Source organism: Pseudoalteromonas sp. (assembly GCF_041613455.1).
Classification (GTDB): Bacteria; Pseudomonadota; Gammaproteobacteria; order Enterobacterales; family Alteromonadaceae; genus Pseudoalteromonas.
This window is the reverse complement of record NZ_JBFJHD010000054.1, coordinates 1-17,154: the sequence shown is the minus strand read 5'-3', so window position 1 is coordinate 17,154 and position 17,154 is coordinate 1. Positions and strand designations below refer to the sequence as shown.

Sequence of the window (17,154 nt, the reverse complement as noted above, 5' to 3'; positions counted from 1 at the left end):
GCTAAATCTCAGTTAGTTGCAAGTGGCGATATTATCATCGGCATTAATGGCGACCCAGACAAAGCCATAAAAACATCAGCAGGTAGTAAGCTATTAGGTGCGCTATCTGAGTCAGGTATCTTCGTATCTTCTGCGTGTGGTGGCGGTGGCTCGTGTGGTCAGTGTCGTGTACATATTAAAGAAGGCGGCGGCGATATCCTGCCAACTGAACTTGACCACATCTCTAAAGGTGAAGCCCGTGAAGGCTGTCGTTTAGCGTGTCAGGTAAATGTTAAAAACGACATGGAAATTGAACTTGAAGAGTCAATTTTCGGTGTTAAAAAGTGGGATTGTGAAGTTATCTCTAACGATAACAAAGCAACGTTCATTAAAGAACTTGTGTTACAAATTCCAGATGGCGAGTCAGTGCCGTTCCGTGCGGGTGGTTACATCCAAATCGAAGCGCCACCTCACCATGTTAAATATGCTGATTTCGATGTTCCTGAAGAATATCGTGGCGACTGGAACCATTTTGGTTTCTTCGACCTGGAGTCAAAAGTAGACGAAGAAACAATTCGTGCTTACTCAATGGCTAACTACCCAGAAGAAGAAGGCATCATTATGCTTAACGTGCGTATTGCTGCGCCGCCGCCAAGAAACCTAAGCCTACCATGTGGTAAAATGTCATCGTACATTTGGTCACTGAAAAAAGGCGATAAAGTGACTATCTCTGGTCCATTTGGTGAGTTCTTTGCAAAAGACACTGACGCTGAAATGGTCTTCGTAGGTGGTGGTGCGGGTATGGCGCCAATGCGTTCTCATATCTTTGACCAACTTAAGCGTTTAAATTCTAAGCGTAAGATGAGTTTCTGGTACGGTGCACGTTCTAAGCGTGAAATGTTCTACGTTGAAGATTTTGACGGCCTAGCTGCTGAAAATGAAAACTTCGTTTGGCATACCGCACTGTCTGATCCTCAGCCAGAAGATGATTGGGAAGGTTACACTGGCTTTATCCATAACGTGTTATTTGAGAACTACCTTAAAGATCACGAAGCGCCAGAAGATTGTGAGTACTACATGTGTGGTCCTCCAATGATGAACGCGGCAGTTATTGCTATGCTTAAAGACCTAGGTGTTGAAGACGAAAATATCTTACTAGATGATTTCGGTGGCTAATACCGATACCAAAACAACGTAGTTTTGGTTAAAATGCCAGCCTCGTAGCATGTAATGTTACGAGGCTTTTTTTATTCTCCATATTATAAAAGTAGGGCTGTGATGAACCGAATAAGTTATTCCCAAGGTATGCTGGCGGTATTTGTGCTATCGCTGGTGTTAGCACTGAGCGGCTGTAGCGATAAAGCAGAGCCACACGAGGTTTACCTAGCCGGTAAAACGATGGGAACCAGCTATCATATTAAGTTTTATGATCAGCAAGCTGAGCGCGATGCGAGTGCACTGCAAGCCGAAATCGACAGCTTACTGGCAGATATAAACCAGTCTATGTCGACCTACATTAGTGATTCAGAAATAAACACCTTTAATCACTTAGCTGCAAATCAAGTGATGCCCATCAGTAATGACTTTCGAGCGGTAGTAACAGAGTCTATTCGTTTAGGTGAGTCGACTAAAACCCTAGATGTGACGATGGGGCCACTGATTGATTTATGGGGCTTTGGCCCAGATAAAAAACCAACAAAGCGGCCCAGTGATGCCGAGCTGGCGACTATGCTGAACAATATTGGCATCGATAAGTTACGTTTAACTGAGCAAGGCTTAGCGAAAACGGTTACGCAATTAGCTTTGTCTTTTTCAGCCACCGCCAAAGGCTACGGCATAGATAAAGTGGCGCAGTTACTAGAGAATCATGATATTACTAATTATATGGTAGAGATTGGCGGTGAACTGCGTATTTCGGGTAAAAAACCTAATAATCAGGATTGGAAAATCGCTATAGAGCAACCCGATGCACCACCGGGGGAGCGTAAAGTGCACTTAGTAATAGCACCAGGCACCAACGGCATTGCGACTTCGGGCGACTATCGTATTTTTTATGAAATGGACGGCGAAACCTATAGTCATTTAATCGACCCGACAACCGGCATGCCAAGTCGTCACGATTTAGTCTCGGTCACTGTGTTGCATCCCAGTGCGATGACGGCCGATGGGCTGGCTACGGCACTCACTGTGATGGGCATGGAAAAAGCGCAAGCTTATGCGCAAAAACATGATTTACCGGTGTACTTAATTGCTAAATCAGCACAGGGCTTAGTAACCTATGCAAGCCCAGCATTTAAGCCCTATTTGTAGTGGTTAGGTTTATATTTTAATCATCAAGGTATATAATACTGGTGGCTCACATAGGTTTGAGCTTATTTAATTGCTGATCAATAGGGGCTAAGCAATGTCACTTTTTTTACTCACTTTTGGCTTACTTATTTTAATTGTTGCGGCGATGGCCGTAGGTATGATCGTGCAAAAGAAATCAATGGCAAGCAGCTGTGGTGGTTTAGGCTCGGTAGGTATTGATAAGGCCTGTGATTGCGATGATCCATGCGATAAACGTAAGCAGCGCATGGCCAAAGAGCAAGTATGGAAAGAAAACCAAATTATTTAAACCGCTGCTAAATAACAAAAAGCGCTTTATAGCGCTTTTTTTGTGCCTGCATATCACTAACTTAAAAGCGCGCGGCTTGTTCAATCAATGACCATACCGTGACGCTTAGCTAAGCGTTGGTGGTCTTTGTCGTAGCCACCGCCAATTACTGTGGCTACTGGGGCATTGTGTTCAACACAACGTTTTAATACTAAGTGATCGCGCTGTGCTATGCCTTGCCAGCTAATATCGAGTTTGCCTAATCCATCGTCCTGCCAAATATCGACCCCAGCATCGTACAAGACTAAATCGGGGTTTAGCTCTTTAAGCAAAAACTGCAAGGTATCGTCAACAATGCCTAAATACTCGGCGTCTTGCATATTATTGGTTAAGCCAATATCTAAATCGCTGGCCGATTTACGAAACGGAAAGTTTTTTTCGCAGTGAATAGAGCAGGTATACGCATAAGGTTGATGAGCAAGCATTGCCGCGGTGCCATCACCTTGGTGTACGTCTAAATCAAAAATCAAGACGTTAGTGACTTCAGCCGATGCAATTAATGTTTGCGCGGTAAAAGCTAAATCGTTCACCATACAATAACCCGAGCCAAAATCAGTGTGTGCATGATGAGTGCCGCCAGCTAAATGGCATGCAATACCGTGCTGTAAAGCTAACCGTGCCGTTTGTAGTGTGCCTTGCGGTGCAGTAAATGTTCGTGCCATTAGCTCTTTTGACCACGGCAGACCAATGCGGCGCATCGCTTTTTCATCTAAACGGTTATGCCATAAATCGTGCATATAGTTTTCGCAGTGCACCAGTTCCAGTGGCTCAGGGGTGCCTAATAAGGGTTGAGTTAGGTTATTGCCAATTAAGCCCAGTTGTTTAACGTGCTGATATAAATTCGCAAACTTACTCATTACAAAGCGATGTTTAGGATCAAAACTAAACGAGTAATTAGGGTGATACACCAGCGGTAAGTGGGGGTTGAGGGGCATAAGCTTCGTTCTAAGTTAATGGTGAGTTATAAAATAAAAGCCCCGCATAAATGCAGGGCTTCATAATGGCTAAAGCTTAAAGCGTAAAAACGCGCAGTTAGCCAATCTTTTTGTATTTAATACGCTTAGGTTGAGCCGCTTCGGCGCCTAAGGTCTTTTTCAGCCACTCTTCATATTCAGTGTAGTTACCATCGAAGAAGTTAATTTGTCCTTCGTCGCGGTAATCTAAAATATGTGTGGCAATACGGTCAAGGAACCAACGGTCATGCGAAATACACATAACACAGCCTGGGAACTCTAAAATCGCATTTTCAAGGGCACGCAGTGTTTCAACGTCTAGGTCGTTGGTTGGCTCATCCAGTAGCACTACGTTGCCGCCGGCTTTTAACAGCTTAGCTAAGTGTAAACGATTGCGCTCACCACCCGAGAGGTCTTTGACAAACTTCTGTTGATCGTTACCTTTAAAGTTAAAGCGGCTTACATAGGCGCGGCTTGGGAACTCAAAGTTACCAATTTTTAGCACGTCTTGTCCGTCTGAAATTTCTTCAAAAACGGTTTTACCTTCGTCCATATTGTCACGGAACTGATCAACCGTGGCAAGGTGCACAGTTTCACCTATGCTGATGTTACCGCTGTCTTGGGTTTCTTCGCCACTTAACATTTTAAACAGCGTTGATTTACCCGCACCGTTAGCACCAATAATGCCAACAATCGCGCCTTTAGGCATGCTAAAGCTTAAGTCGTCGATTAACACGCGATCGCCAAAGCTCTTACGCAAATTCGTTACCTCTAACACTTGGTCGCCTAGACGTGGGCCAGGTGGAATAAATAACTCGTTAGTTTCGTTACGTTTTTGGTAATCAGACTGCTGTAATTCACTAAACTGCGCCATACGCGCTTTAGACTTAGCTTGACGGCCTTTCGGGTTTGAACGCACCCATTCAAGTTCTTGGGCAATCGATTTTTGACGGGCTTTTTCAGATTTTTGCTCTTGCTGTAAGCGGGCATCTTTTTGTTCAAGCCACGACGAGTAGTTACCTTCCCACGGAATACCTTCACCACGGTCAAGCTCTAAAATCCAACCAGCCACGTTATCAAGGAAGTAACGGTCATGGGTTACTGCCACTACGGTGCCTTCGTAATCGTGTAAGAAGCGCTCTAACCAGGCAACCGACTCAGCGTCTAAGTGGTTAGTGGGCTCATCAAGAATAAGCATGTCTGGTTTTTCTAGTAATAAGCGACAAATAGCAACACGGCGGCGCTCACCACCCGATAGGTGCTCAATTTTTGCATCCCACTCTGGTAAACGCAGTGCATCGGCAGCGCGCTCTAATACGTTATCGATATTGTGACCGTCGTGCGCTTGAATAATCGCTTCAAGCTCGCCTTGCTCTTTTGCAAGGGCATCAAAGTCAGCGTCTTCCATGGCGTACTCGTTGTACACTTGGTCAAGACGGTTAAGGGCGTTTTTAACTTCGCTTACCGCTTCTTCAACAATTTCGCGCACTGTTTTGCTTTCGTCTAGCACGGGCTCTTGCGGTAAGTAACCAATTTTAGTGCCCGGTTGTGGGCGAGCTTCACCTTCAAAATCTTGATCAACACCGGCCATAATACGTAGCAAGCTTGATTTACCAGAACCGTTTAAACCAAGCACGCCAATTTTAGCGCCGGGGAAAAAATGCAACGATATATCTTTTAAGATAGTGCGCTTAGGTGGCACCACCTTAGAAACTCGACTCATCGAGAAAATAAACTTATCAGGTAAAACCATGGAGGAAGCCCTTCAAATAATAATAAAAATTTCAATTCGCTATTGTAGTGGCTGGCGCCCTAAACAGTCAACGAATGGCAAGGCTTTAAACGGCAAACCACGATGAATAGCCACAAAAGCGATGATAAAATAGATGAAGAAATTTCATTTAGATATTTAGACATCTATACATCTATTTGTTGATATTTTTTGCTATCCGTTCATAATAAGTTTTCGGTTTCAATGAATAGGAGTAATAGGATGCCAATTACAGTCACTGACGAGTTGCCTGCAATAGCGCGTTTACGTCAAGAAAACGTATTCGTGATGCCAAAAACACGGGCAAAAACACAAGAAATTCGCCCCATGCGCTTGGCTATTCTTAACCTTATGCCGAATAAAGTTGAAACTGAAGTGCAGTTTATTCGTTTGCTGGCTAACTCGCCGCTACAGATAAACGTAGAGCTGTTGCGTCTCGACACTCATCGTAGTAGCAGTCATTCTGAGCAACACCTAGACACCTTTTACCGTTATTTTTCAGAAGTAAAAAACAGTAACTATGATGCGCTTATTATTACCGGTGCGCCGCTGGCGCATTTAGAATATCAAGACGTGGCGTATTGGGATGAGTTTACAACTATTTTAGAGTGGGCAGAGCAGCATGTGACCTCGACTATTTTTTCGTGTTGGGCGGCCCATGCAGCGATGTATTTTCATTATAATTTAAAACGCGAACTTAAAGATGACAAGCTATGTGGCGTGTTTACTCACCAGTGTTACTTTGAGCACGGCGCATTAACTCGTGGCTTTGACGATACCTTTTTAGTGCCGCATTCGCGTTATGGTCACATCGATATAAATAAAATAACCGCCTGCGACGAGCTAGTCGTACTGGCAGGATCTGACAAAGTAGGCGCTTACTTAGTAAAAAATAAATCGGGCAGCCAAGTGTTTATTACCGGCCACCCTGAATACGATGCCAACTCATTAAAAGCCGAGTACCAGCGCGATTTAGAAAAAAGTTCAGAGGCAGCTAAGCCAGAAAACTATTTCCCTGATGACGACCCGACTAAACAACCTTCAAAAACGTGGCAAAGCCATGCTTTTTTACTTTTTTCGAACTGGTTAAATTACTACGTATATCAAACCACCCCGTATGATATTAATTTAGTTAGCCAAGATGTAAGGACTAACAACTATGCCGAATAATAATACTAATAAACATGCTGAGTTAACTGCGGCGTTAACACAACGTATTTTAATATTAGATGGTGCCATGGGCACCATGATCCAAGAGCAGCAATTAGCAGAGCAAGATTACCGTGGTGAACGTTTTAAAGATTGGCATGTGCTGGTGCGTGGAAACAACGACTTATTAAGTTTGACCAAACCCGAGTTAATTACTGAAATACACCGCAGCTTTTTAGCGGCTGGGGCCGATATTATCGAAACCAACACCTTTAACTCTACGACCATTTCGATGGCAGATTACGACATGGCAAGCCTAAGCCGTGAAATAAACCTAGAATCGGCCAAATTAGCCCGTGCGGTGTGCGACGACTTTACTGCGAAAACACCCGATAAGCCACGCTATGTAGCCGGTGTATTAGGCCCTACATCAAAAACCTGTTCACTGTCGCCCGATGTAAACGATCCGGGTTACCGCAACATTACCTTTGATAAATTGGTAACCGCTTATGTTGAGTCAACGCTTGCATTAATGGAAGGGGGGGTGGATATTATTTTAATCGAAACAATCTTCGACACCCTTAATGCTAAAGCCGCGTCATTTGCGGTAGAAGAAGCGTTTGAACAAGCGGGGCGTACTTTGCCAGTGATGATTTCGGGCACCATTACCGATGCTTCTGGGCGTACTTTATCGGGGCAAACCACCGAAGCGTTTTATAACTCAATTCGCCATATTAAGCCGCTTGCTATTGGCTTAAACTGCGCGCTGGGCCCAGATTTACTGCGCCAATATGTAGAAGAGCTGTCGCGGGTATGCGAAACCTTTACCTCAGTGCACCCTAATGCGGGGCTACCGAACGAATTTGGTGGCTACGACCTAGAAGCCCCAGAAATGGCCACCGAGATTATTGATTGGGGTAAATCGGGCTTTATCAATATAGTGGGTGGGTGCTGCGGTACCACACCGGCGCATATTCGCGCATTTGCCAAAGGGCTAGCAGGCGTTAAACCTAGGGCATTGCCCGAGCTTGAAGTACGTATGCGTTTATCAGGCCTTGAAGCCTGTAACTTAAATTAAGGAGCCCCGACATGACGCAAAAAATAGCTGTATTTACTAACGTCGGTGAGCGTACCAACGTAACCGGCTCTGCCATGTTCAAACGTTTGATCATGGAAGAAGATTATGAAACCGCCCTCAATGTGGCCCGTGAGCAAGTAGAAAACGGCGCGCAGGTGATTGATATCAACATGGACGAAGCCATGTTGGACTCAAAAGCGGCGATGGTAAAATTTTTAAACTTAATTGCCTCAGAGCCGGATATTTCCCGTGTGCCTATTATGGTCGACTCCTCTAAATGGGAAGTGATTGAAGCGGGCCTCAAGTGCATTCAGGGTAAGGCGATTGTTAACTCTATTTCATTAAAAGAGGGCGAAGAGCCATTTATTCGCCAAGCTAAAATGATTAAGCGCTTTGGTGCTGCCGCTGTTGTGATGGCGTTTGATACCGAAGGGCAGGCCGCCACGGCGGATCGTAAATATGAAATCTGTGAGCGCAGCTACCGTATTTTGGTTGATGAAGTGGGTTTTCCACCAGAAGACATCATATTTGATCCCAATATATTTGCCGTTGCCACCGGTATAGAAGAGCACGATAACTATGCGGTAGAATTTATTGAAGGCACCCGCCGCATCAAACAAAACTTGCCATACTGTAAAGTGTCGGGTGGGGTGTCAAATGTGTCGTTTTCGTTTCGCGGTAATAATCCTGTGCGCGAAGCTATTCACTCGGTATTTTTATATCATGCTATTCAAGCGGGTATGGATATGGGCATAGTTAACGCAGGGCAATTGGCGGTGTACGACGATATTCCCCCCGAACTACGTAAAGCGGTTGAAGACGTTATTTTAAACACCGATCCCGCTGCCGGGGAGCGTTTAGTGGAGCTGGCACCTAAGTATTCGGGCATGGCGCAAGCCGAACGAGTAGAAGACTTAGAATGGCGCAGCTGGCCGGTAGAAAAACGTTTAGAGCACGCCCTAGTAAAGGGGATTACCGAATATATAGATGTAGACACCGAAGAGTGCCGCGCTGGTGCCGATAAACCGATTCACGTGATTGAAGGGCCGCTCATGGACGGCATGAACGTGGTGGGGGACTTATTTGGTGCCGGTAAAATGTTTTTACCCCAAGTGGTTAAATCGGCGCGGGTGATGAAACGCGCGGTTGCCTATTTAGACCCCTACATCGAAGCCGAAAAAGAAGAAGGCGCTACCAACGGTAAAGTGGTGATGGCGACAGTAAAAGGTGACGTACACGACATAGGTAAAAACATTGTAGGGGTAGTATTGCAATGTAATAACTACGAAGTTATCGACTTAGGCGTGATGGTACCGGCCGATAAAATACTGCAAACCGCCATCGACGAAAAAGCCGATATCATAGGACTCTCAGGTTTAATTACGCCTTCGCTCGATGAAATGGTACACGTAGCTAAAGAAATGAAACGTCGCGGCTTTGAGCTACCATTATTAATTGGCGGAGCAACTACCTCAAAAGCACACACGGCAGTTAAAATTGAGCCGCAGTACGACAAAGGCGTGGTGTATGTAAATAATGCTAGTCGCGCGGTAGGCGTGGTGTCTAATTTATTATCAAAAGAGCTAAAACCGAGCTTTTTAGCAAAAACCAGTGCTGAATACGACAAGGTACGCGAGCAACAAGCGCGCAAAAAACCGCGTTCAAAACCGGTTACAATTCAACGTGCTCGTGATAACGCCGCCAAACTCGATTGGGATAACTACACCCCACCGGTGCCTAACAAGCTGGGCGTAACCGAGTTTAAAAATGTATCTATTGCTACGCTGCGAAAATACATAGATTGGACGCCGTACTTTATGACTTGGTCAATTGCCGGTAAATACCCGCGCATATTGCATGACGAAGTGGTTGGCGAGCAGGCACAAAGCTTATTTAAAGACGCCAACGATATGCTTGACCAGCTTGAAAAGTCGGGCAGTTTACAACCCCTTGGCGTGATTGGTTTATTCCCTGCTAACCGCGTAGGGGATGACATCGAAATATACACCGATGAAAGTCGCACCGAGGTGTTAACCACGTCATGCCATTTACGTCAGCAAACCGAAAAAACCGACTTTGCTAACTACTGTTTGGCCGATTACATTGCGCCAAAAGGAGTGGCTGATTACTTTGGCGCGTTTGCGGTAACTGGCGGTCTAGAAGAAGATGACCTAGCCAATGCATTTGACGCCCAGCAAGACGACTACAACAAAATAATGGTAAAAGCGGTGGCCGACAGACTTGCCGAAGCGTTTGCCGAATACCTGCACGAACAAGTACGTAAAGAGTATTGGGGTTATGCGCCCGATGAAAATCTTGGTAACGATGAGCTGATACGCGAAAACTACCAAGGTATTCGCCCGGCGCCCGGTTACCCCGCGTGCCCAGAGCACACCGAGAAAAAGAAAATTTGGCAACTACTCGACACCGAACAGCGCATAGGTATGCAGCTCACCAGCTCCTACGCCATGTGGCCAGGCGCGGCAGTTTCAGGGTGGTATTTTTCACACCCACAAGCTAAGTACTACGCGGTAGCCGCAATACAGCGCGACCAAGTGCTAGATTACGCTAAACGCACCAATATGACGCTTGCAGAAGCCGAGCGATGGTTATCACCTAATTTAGGGTATGAGCCGGAGTAAAAGCGCAGCGGTCAGTTTTTAGCTGTCAGCTATCAGTAAAAACAAAAACGAGCCAAATTAGGCTCGTTTTTAGTAGTAGGGGGCTAATTCACAGTCTGGAGTTTTGACTGTAACACTTTAATTTTATCATTAAGATTTTTAGCAACCTCAGATATAAAAAGTAGGCTTTACAAGCGCTAGCAGCGATTATGAAGTCTTGTCTTATTATCGGAAATGATCTGTGTTACATGGGATCAGAAGCCTTATTAGGTTGGCCACCAAGACAAATTAGTTTATTAGCTTCTTCTTTGTTCAATTCACTCAGTAGTAAATCTAAGGTGATTTCAGTGCGTCGTCGGGCTGAACCAAACTTGTCAAAACCACCACACTTTACGGTATCAATTTTTACAAGAGCGATAATTTGGTTGTTGTCTTTTATCTCAATGTTTAAATAACGCATATAGCTCGCCATATCCCACCACCAATTAGCGGAGTAAGTCAGCTTCGGATTATTGCTTGCGTTAGAATTAGATTGCGTAACATCGACTATTTGGTATTGAAAGCCATATTCATCTAACTTGCCCGCAATGATATGTTTTATCGAATCTTTAGTTCGACCATCATCAATTATTTGTATACTTCTGTTTTCGATATTTTTTGAATCTAGTTTCTGCAGCTCAAGAATTGCATTGTTTGCACATCCTGACAGTAATAATATTGCAGATAGAGCGGAGAGTTTTTTAAACATCCATTTAGTTTCTAATAATGATACAAGTTGCGCGGATAATACCATGGTAAAAATCATAAAAAAATAAATTGTATAAAATTCAATGATTTTATCTTTTTATATAGAAAGCAGTTATTAAACACGAAAAGATTAAGCTTTGTTTAAGAGAGGGTAATTAGGTATCTTCCCTGCGTTTCTCTCTTAATAAAGTATTAACTAAGCTGTTAAATTCTTGGTTGATTTTTTCTATTTTTAAAGTTGTATTTTAAGCTTAATATGCAAATATTAAAATGAGTTATCTTGAGTGAATTATGAGTACTGAAAGTTGTGAGTATGGCGTAGGTGATTGCTCTTACAAAATGGCGGGGGAGTTAGCCGGTATCACTGTGCTAGTGGATGCGTTTTATGATTACATGGATGAGCTCAAAGACGCCAAGCACATAAGAGGGATGCATTCGCAAGACTTGTCGCTGTCGCGTAAAAAGTTAGTATACTTTTTATCGGGCTGGATGGGCGGGCCTAAGTTATACGCCGAGCATTTTGGCAGCATTAATATTCCACAAGCGCATAAGCATTTAACGGTAGGCGCTGCCGAAAGTGACGCTTGGCTGTTATGTATGCAAAAAGCCGTTGACGATCAGCCTTATGCTGCATCGTTTAAAGTGTATTTAATGCAGCAATTACGCATACCTGCAGAGCGTATTAGAATGGTGTCGAGGAGTTAACCAGTCTGCACGCTAAAATTACAGGTAGTGAAGGGCAGCCACGCTGTGGTTTTTTGTTACAATGCGTGCAAAGCAATTTAGGGTAAATAGCTGTGCTGCCGGTTCAAAACATATATCAACAACTCATTACTACACTAAAAAATAATCCTGTCACGTTATTACAAGCGCCGCCGGGGGCGGGTAAATCGACCTGGTTGCCGCTGCAACTTATGCGCGATGGGCACTTTAAACGTATTGTGATGCTAGAGCCACGTCGATTAGCGGCGCGTAATATTGCCAATTATTTAGCACAGTGCCAAAACGAAAACGTGGGGCAAAGCGTGGGTCTGCGGATCAGGGGCGAAAGTAAAGTTAGCTCGAATACGCGCCTTGAAATAGTTACCGAAGGCATGCTTACCCGTATGCTACAAAACGACCCCGAACTAAGCGATATCGATTTAGTTATCTTTGATGAATTTCATGAACGCTCAATTGCCGCCGACACCGCCCTTGCGTTTGCCCTTGAAAGCCAAAGTGCGCTGCGCGAAGATTTAACCATCATGTTGATGTCGGCAACGCTCGATAGTGAACGTTATAGCCAGTTTTTTGGCTGCCCAGTTATTCAATCAAACGGGCGCAGCTACCCTATAGATGAAGTATATGTACCGCTAAAAGACGAAAGCCGTTGGCTGGATGCAATGCCCACTATAATAAAACAAGCATTGCATGAGCAAACAGGTAGCGCACTGGTGTTTTTACCCGGGCAGCGAGAAATACTCCGCGTGCAGCAGGCACTCACTGACTTACCGCCTAATTGCACGGTAGCCACACTGTTTGGCGAGCAAGACAAAGCTAAGCAACAAGCCGCCATTGCCCCAGCGCCTAAAGGGATGCGCAAAGTGGTGCTAACCACCAATGTAGCCGAAACCAGTTTAACCATTGAAGGCATTCGCATTGTTGTTGATAGCGGCAAGCGTCGCGCAGCAAGTTTTAATTTAAAAACTGGGGTAACCGAGCTCACCACACAAAGCATATCGCGTTCATCGGCAGTGCAACGCGCTGGGCGTGCAGGGCGAATAGAGCCGGGGGTGGTGTATAGGTTGGGCTCTAAGCAAACCTTTGAACGGCGTAACAGCCACGACCAGCCTGAAATACTTACCTCAGACATAAGCCAACTCATGCTAGAGGCTAAGCAGTGGGGCGCAACTATTAAGGAGCTGACGTTACTTGATAAGCCCACCGCGCAACAATGCACACAAGCCACTGAATTATTGAATATGCTTGAAGCAATTGATAGCAACGGCAAGCTCACGCCGCTTGGCAGTAACATGTTGAGCTTTGGTGCCGATATGCGGTTGGCGCATATGCTGTTAAAAGCGCAGGCGCTTGAACAGCAGCTCCCCGGAATTTATCGACTGGCTATTTATTTAGTCGCCTTACTTGAAAGCCGGTTAAACAGTGCAAATGAACTAAGTTTAGCACTGCATAGCCAACAACAACGGCCGCATCCGGTATTTAAACAACAGCTAAAATATTGGCTACAGCGCTTAAAAGCAACAGACTCACAGCAAGAGTTAAACACTCAATACCTGAGCTTGCTGGTGGCGCTTGCTTACCCCGATCGTATTGCGAAAAAACGCGGAAACGGGTATTTACTGGCGAACGGTGCTGGCGCTGAGCTAAATAGCGATTACTGGCATAACGATGATTACCTTGCAATTGCCACTATGGGCGGGCACAAAGGTGGGCGTATTTTTGCAGCTACTGCGCTGAGCCCGTTTGCGTTACAACGCTATTTACCACATTTATTTACCGAGCAAACTCGCTGCGAGTTTGATGAAAAAACCGCGCGCTTTATTCATCAAGACGAAGTAAAACTTGGCGCTATTACCCTAACTAGCCAACCAAGTAAGCAACCGCTCGATAAAGCAGAGCGCACCAAGGCGTGGTTAAGCTTATTTACTAAGCATGGTTTTAGCATATTTAACGAGCATAAAGAGGCTGAACAATTACTGATCCGCATGACCTTGGCCAGTCAATTAATGCCTGCTCAGTTTCCACATATTAGCGAGCAACAACTTATAAACACGGCAAGTGATTGGTTGGGGGGCTATTTGCAAGATATTAAAACCTTGGATCAACTGAAAAAGTTTAACTACTTTGAGGCATTGCAAAATTGTTTTGATTGGCAGCAACAAACGGCGTTAAAGGCGCTATTGCCGCTGCGCTTAACGGTACCCAGTGGTTCAAATATTAAAATAGCATACCAGCTTGATGGCCCAGCCAAACTCAGTGTGCGCATGCAAGAAGTATATGGCTTAACCAGTACGCCAATGTTAGCCAATGGTAAGCTCCCCTTGCTAATGGAGTTGTTATCACCGGGTAAACGCTCACTGCAACTAACGCAAGATTTAGCGCATTTTTGGCATACCAGTTATCGCGATGTACAAAAAGAAATGAAAGGCCGTTACCCTAAGCATTTTTGGCCCGACGATCCGGCCAATAGCATGGCGACTAATAAAGTAAAAAGCAAAATGTAGAGAGGGATAATTAAAAAATAAAACGAAAGTTTAAATAAATATTCATCATCTATTAAGGTATTTTAAACCTCTTTTCCGCCGTGTTGCTCAGCTAAATCGTCTAGTTGAGCCACGGTATAATCAAACCCACCGTCATCAAACTCGTAATTGACCGTTACGCTATCTCCGCCATTAAATAATTTTGTTTTTACATCGTTCACATGCCAATTTTTTAGTAGATGCACAAACCGGTTGGCAACCTGAGAAGATTCAAAACGATAGCTAATTTCTGTTTTCATAATTAATAAGGCCCGAGGATTTTTAACCCCTGCAGTTTGTGCATTTTTTCATAATAGTCAAGTTTCGGTTACAAAAAATAAAGAGTAAACATGTAATATTTATGTTTCAATTGGTGCATTAATGACAATAGCGCTGCGGTGCTTTGATTGAGGTGAGAACGAATTTACATGTACTATAGAACTTTTTTACTAGCAAGCTGTGTTTGGTTACTTAGTGCTTGTGGTGGCGCTGGCTCTGATTCTACTGTGACTACAGAGCCTGAGGTTGGCTCTGGAACTGGCACAGGTGACACTCCTGTTGTAAGCGTAAATAAAGCACCATCCATCTTAGTAGCTGATATTGAAAGCGAGATGATTAAATCCCGTATTGTTGAATTAATTGCAACAGCTAGCGATCCCGATGGTACTATCAGTAGTATAGTGTGGCAGCAAACTGCGGGGCATAAAGTACTAAATGGTCCTGTTGAAGCGGGTCGTGTTACTGTGACTTTACCAGAGCTACAAAGCTATTCAGCAATGGAATACACGTTTAGTGTCACTGCAACCGATAACGAAGGGGCTACAAGCGTTAAAGCAGTGAGTTTTGTGGTGAGCAATCACAATAGCATGGATGAATTTGCAGCTGCTCGATTACTTCATCAAGGTACTATGGGGCCCACTTTAGCTGAAATCCGCAAAGCGCAGGGGTTAACTGAGCTGCAATGGCTTGAGCAACAAATTGCGCTGCCAATAAACGACCATCGTAGTTACTTAGTTAAAAGCCCGGGTGAAAATAAGTTTCAATATATCAATCGTATTGATGCGTGGTGGAAAGGAGTGTTACATAGTGACGATCAGCTTCGTCAGCGCGTCGCCTTTGCGTTGAGTCAGATATTTGTGGTGTCGGATGCAAGTAGTAATGTTGGTAATCAGCCAGAAGGAATGATTACGTACTATGACTTATTGCTTAAGCATGCTTTTGGTAACTTTAGAGAGCTACTTGAAGATGTAACACTGTCGCCCATTATGGGCACTTTTTTAAGCCACTTAGGCAATGAAAAAGCCAACGATGAACTTAACATTCGTCCCGATGAAAACTATGCCCGCGAAGTAATGCAACTTTTTACTATTGGCTTAGAGGAGCTAAACCTCGATGGCACGCCAAAGTTGGACGCACAAGGTAATACTATTGCCACTTACGGGCAGTCTGAAATAGAAGGGTTTGCGCGCGTATTCACTGGATGGACATTTGCTGATAGTGAAACATTTAAGCAAAAAACCCGTAATTTTATTCAGCCGATGAAAGCGTTTAGTGACTACCACTCGAGTAAAGAAAAAAGACTGTTAAATGGGGAGCTCATACCAGCAGGATACGGCCCAGAAGAAACCCTGCAAATAGCACTCGATAATTTATTTAACCACAATAATGTGGCGCCATTTATCAGTAAGCAGTTAATACAGCGATTAATTACTTCAAATCCCACGGCGCAATATGTAGAGCGAGTTGCGAGCGTTTTTAATGATAACGGCGCTGGGGTGCGCGGTGATTTAGCTGCGGTTATTAAAGCAATTTATTTAGATGACGAAGCGCGCCACTATGGCCATGTTTTGCAGTATCAAGGCAAGATTAAAGAGCCGCTGCTAACAACCATACAATTTTGGCGTAATTTAGATGCCAAATCAGAAGAAGGTTATTACAACACCTGGGGGTTATATAACACCTACGGACAGGGGCCAATGAAGTCGCCTTCGGTATTTAACTTTTTTCGACCCGACTACCAACCTGTGTATTTACGTAATGAAGGCTTAGTTGCGCCTGAGTTACAAATAGCGAACGACTCTACCATAATAGGCGTAATGAATAAGCATTACTCCGACTTAATGTGGAGTGCTGCAGAGGGGAAAAGCTCGTTAGTTCCTAATTTGATATATGTTTTTATCATAAACGATATGAACCACCTAAAGGATAAGGGCATACATTCGTTACTCGATCAGTACAACGTGTTGTATTTTGCAGGCTCAATGAGCAGCGCGACCCGCCAGGCATTAGTAGATTTAGATGCCCACTTTAATGATAACCAAATCCGTCAGCGTGTATCGTATTTGCTATATATGATCGCTATTTCACCTGAATTTAATTTGCAGTATTAGGAGAGATATAATGAGCTTAAATAGAAGGCAGTTTTTGTCGCTATGTTTAAAAGGAGGTGTGTCGGCAGCGGCGTTAACCAGTTTACAACTACAAGCATTAACCGGCGCAACGAACGCTGTAGAATTAGGGGATTATAAAGCCCTAGTGTGTATCTTCTTATACGGTGGTAATGATTCATTGAACATGCTGGTGCCTTTAGAGGGCGAGCAGCGTAAGCTTTACGAGCAAAGTCGGCAAAACTTGGCCGTCGCGTCACCGATAGCGTTAAATACACAGTCTTCGTTTGCAGGTGGTGTAGGGCTGCATCCATCGCTTGCAGCCATGCAAAGTGTGTTTGATTCTGCTAACTTGGCCTTTGTTGGCGGAGTGGGAACTTTGCTTGCACCAACCACGCTTGACGATTATAAAAATAACGCAGTGCCACTGCCGGAGCATTTATTTTCGCACAATAATCAACAAGCCGCGTGGATGTATGGTCGCGAAAAACAGATTTTAAACAGTGGCTGGGGAGCGCGTTTATTAGAGCGTTTAGAGCAGCAAGATAAGTTTGCCGCTAATATATCACTT

Annotated in this window: 14 protein-coding genes; 10 read left to right on the top strand and 4 right to left on the bottom strand. The window is 44.3% G+C overall.

Annotation, left to right across the window (positions count from 1 at the left end):
* From nqrF to nqrM, 3 genes are all read left to right on the top strand, one after another.
* On the top strand, nucleotides 1-1,155 hold a 1,155-nt coding region (gene nqrF / locus ABYB02_RS07465; RefSeq protein WP_372761842.1), incomplete at its 5' end, for an NADH:ubiquinone reductase (Na(+)-transporting) subunit F.
* 102 nt (nucleotides 1,156-1,257) lie between these two features.
* On the top strand, nucleotides 1,258-2,289 hold the full coding sequence (locus ABYB02_RS07460) for an FAD:protein FMN transferase (RefSeq protein WP_372761841.1): 1,032 nt from the start codon (nucleotides 1,258-1,260) through the stop codon (nucleotides 2,287-2,289).
* Between the two features lie 94 nt (nucleotides 2,290-2,383).
* Complete coding sequence (gene nqrM, locus ABYB02_RS07455) at nucleotides 2,384-2,596, top strand: (Na+)-NQR maturation NqrM (RefSeq protein ID WP_372761840.1); 213 nt, start codon at nucleotides 2,384-2,386, stop codon at nucleotides 2,594-2,596.
* 80 nt (nucleotides 2,597-2,676) lie between these two features.
* Here nqrM and ABYB02_RS07450 read toward each other — a convergent pair whose 3' ends face one another.
* Both ABYB02_RS07450 and ettA read right to left on the bottom strand, forming a co-directional pair.
* Nucleotides 2,677-3,570, bottom strand: coding sequence for a histone deacetylase (locus tag ABYB02_RS07450; protein WP_372761839.1), 894 nt, complete (start codon nucleotides 3,568-3,570; stop codon nucleotides 2,677-2,679).
* Nucleotides 3,571-3,667: 97 nt separating this feature from the next.
* Entirely contained in the window at nucleotides 3,668-5,341 is a 1,674-nt protein-coding gene (gene ettA / locus ABYB02_RS07445; RefSeq protein WP_372761838.1) for an energy-dependent translational throttle protein EttA, read from the bottom strand.
* A 240-nt stretch (nucleotides 5,342-5,581) separates the two neighbouring features.
* On the opposite strand from ettA, the gene metA reads away from it, so the two are divergent.
* The 3 genes from metA to metH are packed head-to-tail and all read left to right on the top strand — an operon-like array spanning nucleotide 5,582 to nucleotide 10,228.
* On the top strand, nucleotides 5,582-6,529 hold the full coding sequence (metA, locus tag ABYB02_RS07440; protein WP_372761837.1) for a homoserine O-succinyltransferase: 948 nt from the start codon (nucleotides 5,582-5,584) through the stop codon (nucleotides 6,527-6,529).
* The gene (locus ABYB02_RS07435; RefSeq protein ID WP_372761836.1) at nucleotides 6,519-7,586 is read left to right on the top strand and encodes a homocysteine S-methyltransferase family protein; all 1,068 of its coding nucleotides are present in this window, start codon (nucleotides 6,519-6,521) and stop codon (nucleotides 7,584-7,586) included. Before metA ends, ABYB02_RS07435 begins: the two co-directional genes overlap by 11 nt.
* An 11-nt stretch (nucleotides 7,587-7,597) precedes the next feature.
* Nucleotides 7,598-10,228, top strand: a complete 2,631-nt coding sequence (gene metH / locus ABYB02_RS07430; protein ID WP_372761835.1) for a methionine synthase — start codon at nucleotides 7,598-7,600, stop codon at nucleotides 10,226-10,228.
* A gap of 223 nt (nucleotides 10,229-10,451) precedes the next feature.
* Here metH and ABYB02_RS07425 read toward each other — a convergent pair whose 3' ends face one another.
* On the bottom strand, nucleotides 10,452-11,000 hold the full coding sequence (locus ABYB02_RS07425; RefSeq protein WP_372761834.1) for an Sbal_3080 family lipoprotein: 549 nt from the start codon (nucleotides 10,998-11,000) through the stop codon (nucleotides 10,452-10,454).
* 245 nt (nucleotides 11,001-11,245) lie between these two features.
* Between ABYB02_RS07425 and ABYB02_RS07420 the strand changes: the two genes are divergently transcribed.
* The gene (locus ABYB02_RS07420) at nucleotides 11,246-11,659 is read left to right on the top strand and encodes a group II truncated hemoglobin (protein WP_372761833.1); all 414 of its coding nucleotides are present in this window, start codon (nucleotides 11,246-11,248) and stop codon (nucleotides 11,657-11,659) included.
* A 92-nt stretch (nucleotides 11,660-11,751) separates the two neighbouring features.
* Nucleotides 11,752-14,178: an ATP-dependent helicase HrpB gene (gene hrpB / locus ABYB02_RS07415; RefSeq protein ID WP_372761832.1), complete on the top strand. Its 2,427-nt coding sequence runs from the start codon at nucleotides 11,752-11,754 to the stop codon at nucleotides 14,176-14,178.
* Nucleotides 14,179-14,240: 62 nt separating this feature from the next.
* Here hrpB and ABYB02_RS07410 read toward each other — a convergent pair whose 3' ends face one another.
* Entirely contained in the window at nucleotides 14,241-14,456 is a 216-nt protein-coding gene (locus ABYB02_RS07410) for a hypothetical protein (RefSeq protein ID WP_372761831.1), read from the bottom strand.
* A gap of 168 nt (nucleotides 14,457-14,624) precedes the next feature.
* On the opposite strand from ABYB02_RS07410, the gene ABYB02_RS07405 reads away from it, so the two are divergent.
* Together ABYB02_RS07405 and ABYB02_RS07400 are read left to right on the top strand one after the other, a co-directional pair.
* Entirely contained in the window at nucleotides 14,625-16,586 is a 1,962-nt protein-coding gene (locus ABYB02_RS07405) for a DUF1800 family protein (RefSeq protein WP_372761830.1), read from the top strand.
* Between the two features lie 10 nt (nucleotides 16,587-16,596).
* The coding region (locus ABYB02_RS07400; protein WP_372761829.1) for a DUF1501 domain-containing protein at nucleotides 16,597-17,154 on the top strand (558 nt) is incomplete at its 3' end.